The 8,477-nt window shown below is 71.7% G+C and carries 9 protein-coding genes; 5 read left to right on the top strand and 4 right to left on the bottom strand.

Going from position 1 to position 8,477, the window contains the following annotated elements; translation table 11 throughout:
* Positions 1–144: 144 nt before the first annotated feature.
* Positions 145–1,443, bottom strand: coding sequence for a hypothetical protein (locus tag ACFWV2_RS22080; protein ID WP_384406816.1), 1,299 nt, complete (start codon positions 1,441–1,443; stop codon positions 145–147).
* A gap of 153 nt (positions 1,444–1,596) precedes the next feature.
* Positions 1,597–2,493, bottom strand: a complete 897-nt coding sequence (locus ACFWV2_RS22085; RefSeq protein ID WP_384406818.1) for an NAD(P)-dependent oxidoreductase — start codon at positions 2,491–2,493, stop codon at positions 1,597–1,599.
* A gap of 60 nt (positions 2,494–2,553) precedes the next feature.
* Here ACFWV2_RS22085 and ACFWV2_RS22090 point away from each other — a divergent pair, with 60 nt between their 5' ends.
* The 4 genes from ACFWV2_RS22090 to ACFWV2_RS22105 all read left to right on the top strand — a co-directional run bounded on the left by ACFWV2_RS22090 (position 2,554) and on the right by ACFWV2_RS22105 (position 6,224).
* Entirely contained in the window at positions 2,554–2,961 is a 408-nt protein-coding gene (locus ACFWV2_RS22090; protein WP_384406820.1) for a MerR family transcriptional regulator, read from the top strand.
* Positions 2,962–3,070: 109 nt separating this feature from the next.
* On the top strand, positions 3,071–4,711 hold the full coding sequence (locus ACFWV2_RS22095; RefSeq protein WP_384406821.1) for a penicillin-binding transpeptidase domain-containing protein: 1,641 nt from the start codon (positions 3,071–3,073) through the stop codon (positions 4,709–4,711).
* Positions 4,712–4,785: 74 nt separating this feature from the next.
* The gene (locus tag ACFWV2_RS22100; RefSeq protein ID WP_384406823.1) at positions 4,786–5,376 is read left to right on the top strand and encodes a YbaK/EbsC family protein; all 591 of its coding nucleotides are present in this window, start codon (positions 4,786–4,788) and stop codon (positions 5,374–5,376) included.
* Entirely contained in the window at positions 5,373–6,224 is an 852-nt protein-coding gene (locus tag ACFWV2_RS22105; protein WP_384406825.1) for an EamA family transporter, read from the top strand. Before ACFWV2_RS22100 ends, ACFWV2_RS22105 begins: the two co-directional genes overlap by 4 nt.
* Positions 6,225–6,268: 44 nt before the next feature.
* Here ACFWV2_RS22105 and ACFWV2_RS22110 read toward each other — a convergent pair whose 3' ends face one another.
* Together ACFWV2_RS22110 and ACFWV2_RS22115 are read right to left on the bottom strand one after the other, a co-directional pair.
* Positions 6,269–6,532, bottom strand: coding sequence for a hypothetical protein (locus tag ACFWV2_RS22110; RefSeq protein ID WP_384406827.1), 264 nt, complete (start codon positions 6,530–6,532; stop codon positions 6,269–6,271).
* The gene (locus ACFWV2_RS22115; RefSeq protein WP_384406829.1) at positions 6,529–6,957 is read right to left on the bottom strand and encodes an ATP-binding protein; all 429 of its coding nucleotides are present in this window, start codon (positions 6,955–6,957) and stop codon (positions 6,529–6,531) included. The genes ACFWV2_RS22110 and ACFWV2_RS22115 overlap by 4 nt, the downstream gene beginning before the upstream one ends.
* A 587-nt stretch (positions 6,958–7,544) precedes the next feature.
* On the opposite strand from ACFWV2_RS22115, the gene ACFWV2_RS22120 reads away from it, so the two are divergent.
* Entirely contained in the window at positions 7,545–8,465 is a 921-nt protein-coding gene (locus tag ACFWV2_RS22120; protein ID WP_384406831.1) for a helix-turn-helix domain-containing protein, read from the top strand.
* The last annotated feature ends 12 nt before the right edge of the window (positions 8,466–8,477 follow it).

Consider the following 8,477-nt stretch of genomic DNA (forward strand, 5'->3'; position numbering starts at 1 on the left):
TTTAATTCGGGCCTTACCACCGGGGGCCCCCTAACCCTTATTCCGGGGGGGGGGGGGGGTTTGGGGGGGCACTGGTGGTTCTCCCACGTTTACCCCCGGGGGGGGGCGCCCCGGGGGGCCCCCCCCCCTCGGTTCTCCTCTCTCCTACGCCTTGTCGATCGAGAACACCACCCGTACCCCGTCGGTCGAGTTGATCCGCTCGTTGAGACCCCAGACGCGGCCCGTCACCGGTGCGTATCCCAGGTTCTGGGTGTAGACGGGCGAGGTCGTCAGGACGTGCGGGGCCGTGTTCGCGGCCGCCTTGTGGATGCAGGAGTACCGCGCGCCCGACGGGTCGCCGGAGCCGCCGCCCACTCCGGTGGGGCAGTCACCGGCGAGGAACCAGCTGGTGCCGTCGGTGGCGGCGCCCTGCATGGCCCAGATCGGGGAGGAGTACGCGACGGTGGCGTGCCCGTAGGGCAGGGCGGTGCCGGCGTCGAGGGCCCAGCGGATAACCCGGCCGCCCGCGGCGCCCGGCTTGTACTCGGCGGACACCAGGCCGTCCTGGCCGGTGCGGTCCAGGCTCAGGGAGTTGAGGCAGGGCCGGTCCTTGGGGGCGGTGGCGGAGGCGTCGCCGACCGAGCAGGCGCCGCCGTCGGCGGTCGTGACGTACTCGCCGATCAGCGGCAGCGCGTAGTTGCTCCAACGGGCCGACGAGGTCGCGCCGGTGACGCCGACCGCCTCGGTGCTGGAGTTGACCTGCCAGATGTGCCGCAGGTCGTACACCTGGAGCCAGCGCCCGTTGGCGACGAACAGCTTGTTGCCGTACCAGACCACACCGTCGCTGTGGCTGGAGACGCGGGTGAAGCCGCCCTTGCCGTTCGCGTCGACGGTGGGGCGTACGAGGAGCAGGTGGTTGTAGCGGATCTGCCCGCCCTCGGTGTTGACGAGGCTGACCCGGCTGAACTCGTTGGCGACGCGGGCGCCGCCGGTCTGCATGCCCCGGCTGAAGTGCCAGGACGCCAGGAAGGCGGTCCGTCCGTCCACCTTGCCGTCGGGCTGGGCGTCGTGGGAACCGGTCAGGCCCTGCGGGGTCCAGCCGCCCGCGTCCGTGTACGAGTTGGAGGTGTCGTCGGCCTTGTCCCAGCAGAAGCCGCCGGGGTTCAGGGAGGCGGAGAGGCCGGTGGCGTGGCACAGGCCGTTGCTTCCGGTGCGCCCGCCGGAGGTGAGGACCTGGGTGGCGTTGCGGACGGTCACCGCCCCCTGGGACTCGACGGCCTTGATGGCCGCGTCGTTCTCGGCGAACGAGTTCCCGGCCCGCAACTGGAACGTTGCGACGGTCGCCGCGTCGACCTGCCCGAAGGGCATGGCGGCCTGTGCGGGGCCCGCGGCCACCAGGGACGAGGCGAGTGCCAGGAAGGCGGTGCCGAGCACGGCGAGATGTCTACGGATTGTCTGAGCCATGCCACGAGATCCTAGGCGGGCCCCGTCATCGGTGCCGGTGTCGGTGCTGGTCCCGGCCGGTGCTGGTCCCGGCCGGTGCTGGGTCCCGGCGCCGGTGCTGGGTCCCGGCGCCGGTGCTGGGTCCCGGCGCCGGTGCTCTTGTGGAGACAGCGGTCAGGCGTCGGCCGGCTTGGTGAACTCCTCGATCAGGACGGGGTACTGCTCTGCGCCGTGCCCCGCGGCGATCGCCCGGTCGGCCATCGCCTTGAACAGCTTCGGCAGCTCCGCGTTGACCCCGACCGCCTCGCTCTCCTCGATGAGGTGGGTCATCGCCCGCGCGTCGGTCTCCAGGGCGGACACCTCGGCCGGGAAGGAGCCTCGGTCGATCTGTTCGGCGTACCCGGGCAGCCATTCGGCCACCACGGCGGCGATCTGCCGGGCGAACGGCGCGTACGTCGCCGCGTCGACGCCGGCCGTCCTGAGCAACGCGGTGCCCTGGAGCCAGGCGTTGAGGACGCCCCACATCATGGCGAGTCCCGCGACGTCGTACAGGGACGCGAGCCCGTGGTCCTCCCCGAGGTGGGTGAGGGTGCCGAGCGCGCCGAGCGTGGACGCGTACTCCTCGAAGACGGACCGCGGCCCGCTGTGCAGGATCATCGCCTCGGCTGTCCCGATCACGGGCGGTACGGCCATGATGGCGCCGTCCAGGTAGCGGGCGCCGCGCTCCCCGGCCCAGCGGGCGGTCTCCCGGGCCTGCGCCGAGTCGCCCGAGGTCAGGTTGACCAGCGTCGTACCGGCCAGGTCGACGTCGCTCGCGCCGAGCAGGTCGCGCACGGCGGCGTAGTCGGTGACGCAGACGACCGTCAGGGAGCCCGCGCGGACCGCGTCGGCGACCGTCGGGGCCGACCGGGCGCCCCCCGCGACCAGCCGGTCCGCCTTGGAAGCGGTGCGGTTCCAGACGGTGGTGGGGTGGCCGGCCTTCAGGAACGCGTCGGCGAGTGCCTGGCCCATCAGGCCAAGCCCCAGGACGGTGACGGGAGTAGCGGATGCGGTGGTGTTGTTGTCGGTCATGACGGCATCGTCGACGTTCATACCGGTGTGAAGGTCAACAGGGTTGGAGGGGGAACTTCGATGCGGATCGGAGAGCTGAGCCGCCGGACGGGCGTGCACACGCATCAGCTGCGCTACTACGAGGCCCAGGGCCTCCTCGACGCCGAGCGCGGCGCGAACGGCTACCGCGAGTACGACGAGGGCGCCGTGCTGCGGGTGCGGCAGATCCGGCACCTCCTCGGCGCGGGACTGTCCTCCGAGGACATCGCGTATCTGCTGCCCTGCGCGGTCGGGGAGGCGCCGGAGCTGCTCGGGTGCCCGGAGCTGCTGACCGCGATGCGGTCGCGGATGCGGCGGCTGGACGACCGGATGGAGGAGCTGGCACGGTCGCGCGCCGCTCTCGCCGTGTACATCGACGCGGCCGAGCGCACGAGCGGCGAGCACTACCCGCCCTTCGACGGTTCCGGCCTGGAGCCGGTCTCCGTCTGACCGTCCCGGACGTCCCCTCCCGCCCACGTGACGGATGTGCCGATAGTTGCTCGACACACGGAAGGGCCGCTGCTTGACTGGACGGCCACCTGGGGAGGGGAACGCAGTCATGCGCAGTGGAGCCAAGGTCGCGTTGGTCGGGGGCGTGTTCGTCGTCGTGGCGGGCGGCGTCGGCTACGGGGGCTACAACCTGTGGACCGGCGTCACGGGCGGGGACCAGACCGTGGGGGTCCGGTCGGAGGCCGCGCCGAGGACGGGACCGGTCACCGGCGACGAGGTCACCGCCACCGCGCGGGACTTCCTGGTCGCCTGGGCCGCCGGGGAGCCGGAGAAGGCCGGGCAGCTGACGAACGACCCGGTCACGGCGGGGCCCGCCGTGGCGGCCTACCGGGAGGGCGGAGCGGTCACGGAGGCGGTCATCACGCCGGGGCCGGCCGTCGGGCCGAAGGTGCCGTTCACGGTGAAGGCGACGATCACGTACGAAGGCGTGTCGAAGCCCTGGTCGTACGCCTCAGAGCTGACCGTCGTCCGGGGGCAGACCACCGGCCGCCCCCTGGTGAAGTGGGCGCCGTCCGTGCTGCACCCGAAGCTGACCACAACCGCCGGCACCCTGCGTACGGGCGAGGCGCAGACCGCGTCCGTCAAGGCCCTCGACCGGAACGGCGACGAGCTGTCGGTGGAGAAGTACCCCTCGCTCGCGCCGATCGTCGCCGAACTGCGCACGCGGTACGGGGCGAAGACCGGCGGCACGGCCGGCATCGAGACGTGGATCGAGTCGGGCAGCGAGACCGTCCCCGACACCACGGTCCTGGTCCTGCGGAAGGGCAGGCCGGGCACCCTGAGGACCACCATCGACCCGGTGGTCCAGGCGGCGGCCGAGAAGGCGGTCAAGGCGTACGGGAAGGCGGCGGTGGCGGCGATCGAACCGTCGACGGGCGCGATACGGGCGGTCGCGAACAGCCCGGCGGCCGGCTTCAACACGGCGTTCCTGGGCAAGCAGGCCCCGGGTTCCACGATGAAGATCGTGACGGCGGCGATGATGATGCAGCAGGGGGTGGCGACGCCCGGCGGCCGGGTCGAGTGTCCCCCCGATGTCGTGTCGAGAAGTCAGACCTTCCAGAACCTCGACAGGTTCAGCATCGCCGACGGCACCCTCTCCGACGCGTTCCGCCGCTCCTGCAACACCGCCTTCATCAAGGCGATCAGCCCCCTCGCCGACAAGAAGATCGCGGACACCGCCCTCGGCGACACCGCCCGCGACTCCTTCGGCATCGGGCTCAACTGGCAGGTGGGCGTCCCGGCGGCGGACGGCAGCGTCCCCCAGTCGGCCGGGAGCGAGACGCCGGCCTCGTACATCGGCCAGGGCAGGATCACGATGAGCGCCCTGAACGTCGCCTCGCTCTCCGCGACCGCGAAGAACGGCGGCTTCCTCCAGCCGTACCTGGTGGCGAAGAGCCTCGACGACCGGGAGTTCGCGACGGCCGAGCCGCTCTCCCGTGAGGTCGCCTCGGGGCTGCGCGGGATGATGAAGGCGACGGCGACGAACGGCACCGGCGCCGAGGCGATGGCCGGCGTCCCCTCCCCGAAGGGCGCCAAGACGGGCTCCGCCGAGGTCGACGGCCAGGCCACCTCGAACAGCTGGTTCACCGGCTACTCGGGCGACCTCGCGGCGGCGGCGGTCGTCGAGGAGGGCGGCCACGGCGGCGACGCGGCGGGCCCGGTGGTCGCGAAGGTCCTGAAGGCGGGGTGAACCACCCCGGCGGGGGTGTCCGGGGTCCAAAACGCGGTCGCGTGGCCCGTACACGGACCGCTAGCGTGCGGGCCATGACCGCTGACAACACCTCCCTCGCACACCCCCAGTTCGCCGCCGCCCTGGAGGAGCTGGGCCTCGACGTCGACATCCGCCGCTTCCCCGACGAGACCCGCACCGCCCAGCAGGCCGCCGAGGCCATCGGCTGCGAGGTCGCCGAGATCGTGAAGTCGCTGATCTTCGCCGCCGACGGGGTGCCCGTCCTCGTCCTGATGGACGGCGCCTCGCGGGTGGACGTCGAGCGGGTGCGGTGGGAACTGTGCGCGGGGAAGGTGACCCGGGCCGACGCGAGGGCGGTGCGGGAGGCCACGGGGTACGCGATCGGGGGCGTCCCGCCGTTCGGGCACCGGACGAGGACCCGGGTCCTCGCCGACCGGGGCATCCTCGACCACGACGTGGTGTGGGCGGCGGCGGGAAACCCGCACACGGTCTTCGCGATGGACCCGAAGTCGCTGGTGACGCACGCGGGCGGGACCTTGGTGGACGTACGCGAGGCCGCCGGGGACACGACGGCGGACGGCCGCGGAGCGGTCGGAGACACGACGGCGGACGGCCGCGAGGCCGTCGGAGACACGTCGACGGATGTCCGCGAGCCGTCGGCGTGACGCCGCTCGTCACCCTGGCGGTCCTGATCGCCGCCGTGACCCACGCAAGCTGGAACGCCCTCGCGCACCACATGAAGGACCAACTGCTCTCCTTCACCCTGATAACCGGCGGCGGCGCCCTGATCGGCCTGGCCACGGCCCTCTTCGTACCGCTCCCTGCGGCGGGGGCGTGGCCCTACCTGATCGCCTCCGCGCTCCTCCACGTCGGCTATCAGGCCCTGCTGATGCGCTCGTTCACCCTCGGGGACTTCGGCCAGATGTACCCGATCGCCCGGGGCACGGCCCCGTTGGTCGTGACCGTGCTCGCCGCGGTCCTGCTCCACGAGGTGCCGGACGGCCGGCAGTTGCTCGGGGTGGCGGTGGCGTGCGCGGGCCTGACGGGTCTGGCGCTGTGGGGCATCCGGGGCGAGGGCGCGCGCCCGCACTGGCCGGCGCTGCTCGCGGCGGGGGCGACGGGCCTGTCGATCGCGCTGTACACGGTCGTCGACGGCGTCGGGGTCCGCGCCTCCGGCACCCCGCTCGGTTACATCGCGTGGCTGATGATCCTGGAGGGCCTGGTGATCCCCGCGTACGCCCTCTGGACCCGCCGCGGCGCCCTCCTCCCCCAACTCCGCCCGTACGCGAAGCGCGGACTCCTCGGCGCGGCCCTCTCGGTCACGGCGTACGCCCTCGTCCTGTGGGCCCAGACGAAGGCGCCGCTGGCCCCGATCGCCGCCCTCCGCGAGTCGTCGATCATCGTGGGCGCGGCCATCGGCGCCCTCTTCTTCAAGGAACGCTTCGGCACCCCGAGGATGGCGGCGGCGGGCCTGATGGTGGTGGGCATCGGGCTGATGCTGCACGCGGGGTGAGGGGGCGGTGCCTCCGGGGACGAGAGGCACCGCCGCTTCACGTGTCAGGAGCCGATGGCGCCAGCCCTTCGCCGCCCGTCGCACGAGGCGCGGAAGAAATCCGTACGGACACGGCGGAAGCCGGTGTGGCCGGTCGCCTGCGCGTGGGCCAGACACCAGACGGCGGGGCCGCGTCCGTCGTCCGCCGCGCCGGAACCGTCCAGGCACGTCGTGCACTCGGCCTCGGTGATCGGGCCGCTGCCCGTGGGGTCCTGGCGCAGGACCCAGAGGCGGGGGTGCGGCACGGCCGGGCGGCAGGCGCCCGTCACCACGGCTCACCGCCACCCACGGACAGCTCGGCCCACACCAGCTTGCCGGGCCCGTCCCGGTCGTCGATGCCCCACTTCGCGGCGAGGGTGTCGACCAGCGGGAGCCCCCAGCCGCCGTCGGCGCCGTCGACCGGAAGCGCCGTCAACGGCCGTCGCTCGGACGCGTCGTGGACCTCGATGCGGAGGGCGCCCGGCACGCGGGCGAAGCGCGTCTCGATCTCGCGACCGGGGACCTTGCCGTGGCGTACGGCGTTCGTCAGCAGCTCCGAGAGCACGAGCGAGGCGGCGCCCTCGACGGCGCCCCATTCCCACCGTTCCAGTACCCGGCGCAGCTCCCGCCGGGCGAGCGGCACGCTCTTGGCGGCCTGCCCCCAGCGCAGCACGACGGCTTCGTCGCCTCGCGGGTTCGTGGGTACGGCCCCCATCAGGCCACCTCCACGCCGTGGATCAAGCGCGGGCCCACGTCGACGCCATGAACGGCCAGCCACAACGCCCGCCGCCGCTGCCGCTGCGCCCGACTCCGTTGCCGGGCGGCCTCGTGGGGGTCGTCCAGGTAGGGGCGGACGAGCCGGCTGTCCTCGCCTCGGAGGAGGGAAACGCGGGGGCGGCAGAGGGGGGTTGTCGCCGGTGCGGCGCAGTTACGGATGGGCGGTACGGGCGGGGGCGGGGCCCCACACCGGCGGCGCCGCCCGGACGGTGGCAGTAACAGCCGCAAGACCAGCCCGACAAGGCGGACGATAGGGTTACTCATGTTGACGCTCCTTCTGTAAGCGTTGACCACGCCCCCGGACCGGTCGCTCGGTCGCGGGGGTCTCTTGTTTACGCACAGGCCGACGAGATCACCCACGCGTCACCAAGTGGCGACAGTGAGTGATCGCGGTCACAGCATGCCCGCGCATCCCTGGCTAATGCAAGCCTTGCAAAATACCTGTTGACGTTCGAATCGATTTGAGCGTCGACGCAGGACCACGCACACTCGCGGATACCAGCCCGGCAGAGAAGGGACCGCACCGTGCCGGACAAGCGACCACGCCCGCCGACCGTCAGATTGCGGCGCCTCGCCGCCGAGTTGAGGAAACTTCGCGCCGAGACTGGGCTCACACGCGAGGACGTCACCGAACGGACCGGGATCAACGAGGCGACGCTCTACCGCATCGAGCGGTCACGAACCCGGCCTCAAAAGCGGACTCTTGTCAGTTTGCTGGACATCTACCAGGCCAACCCGAACCAGCGAGCGGACCTGTTGGCGCTTCAGAGCGGCTCGAACGACCAGGGCTGGCTGCGGCCGTACCATGCGGAATTGCCTGAGGAGTACACCTCGTACATCGGCTTCGAAGCGGAGGCGCGTACGGTCCGCAATTACGAGTCGCTGTTCATTCCCGGGCTCGCGCAGACCGAGCGCTATGCCTCGGAAGTCGTCAGGGGCGTCCTACCGATGGCCAGCCAGAAGGAGATCGCACAGCGCGTTCAGGCGCGCATGGAGCGACAGGCCGTGCTCACCAAGCAGGACCCGCTGCAACTCTGGGCGATCGTGGATGAGGCCGCCTTGAGACGCCGGGTCGGCGGGGGTGACGTCATGCGAGGCCAGGTACGCCACCTGCTGACCCTCATGTCGGAACCCCACGTCACATTCCAGGTGATCCCGTTCGAGAAAGGCGCACACGTCGGCATGACCGGCAGCTTCGTCCACATGGACTTTCCGGACGCGGACGACCCCGAACTCGTCTACCTCGATACACCCGCCGGTGATCTGTTCCTGGAATCGGAAGCGGAGATCCGGCGCTACAAATCGATGTTCGAGCACCTCCAGGCGGTGGCACTCGGTCCGAGCGACAGCGCCGACCTGCTGACTAAGGGATGTCCCGCAAAGATCTCGGATGCGAGTGCGGAGCTGCCTGCCGAGCTGGCGAGGTGCTCAGCCGGTGGTTCGTGAGGTGTCCAGGGA

Source organism: Streptomyces sp. NPDC058671 (assembly GCF_042716475.1).
Classification (GTDB): Bacteria; Actinomycetota; Actinomycetes; order Streptomycetales; family Streptomycetaceae; genus Streptomyces.

Excerpts from the sequence above, each read along its gene's own strand:
- ACFWV2_RS22100 (WP_384406823.1), top strand. The coding sequence starts at position 4,786 with ATGACCGCTGACAACACCTCCCTCGCACACCCCCAGTTCGCCGCCGCC.
- ACFWV2_RS22090 (WP_384406820.1), top strand. The coding sequence starts at position 2,554 with ATGCGGATCGGAGAGCTGAGCCGCCGGACGGGCGTGCACACGCATCAG.
- ACFWV2_RS22095 (WP_384406821.1), top strand. The coding sequence starts at position 3,071 with ATGCGCAGTGGAGCCAAGGTCGCGTTGGTCGGGGGCGTGTTCGTCGTC.
- ACFWV2_RS22115 (WP_384406829.1), bottom strand. The coding sequence starts at position 6,957 with ATGGGGGCCGTACCCACGAACCCGCGAGGCGACGAAGCCGTCGTGCTG.
- ACFWV2_RS22080 (WP_384406816.1), bottom strand. The coding sequence starts at position 1,443 with ATGGCTCAGACAATCCGTAGACATCTCGCCGTGCTCGGCACCGCCTTC.
- ACFWV2_RS22085 (WP_384406818.1), bottom strand. The coding sequence starts at position 2,493 with ATGACCGACAACAACACCACCGCATCCGCTACTCCCGTCACCGTCCTG.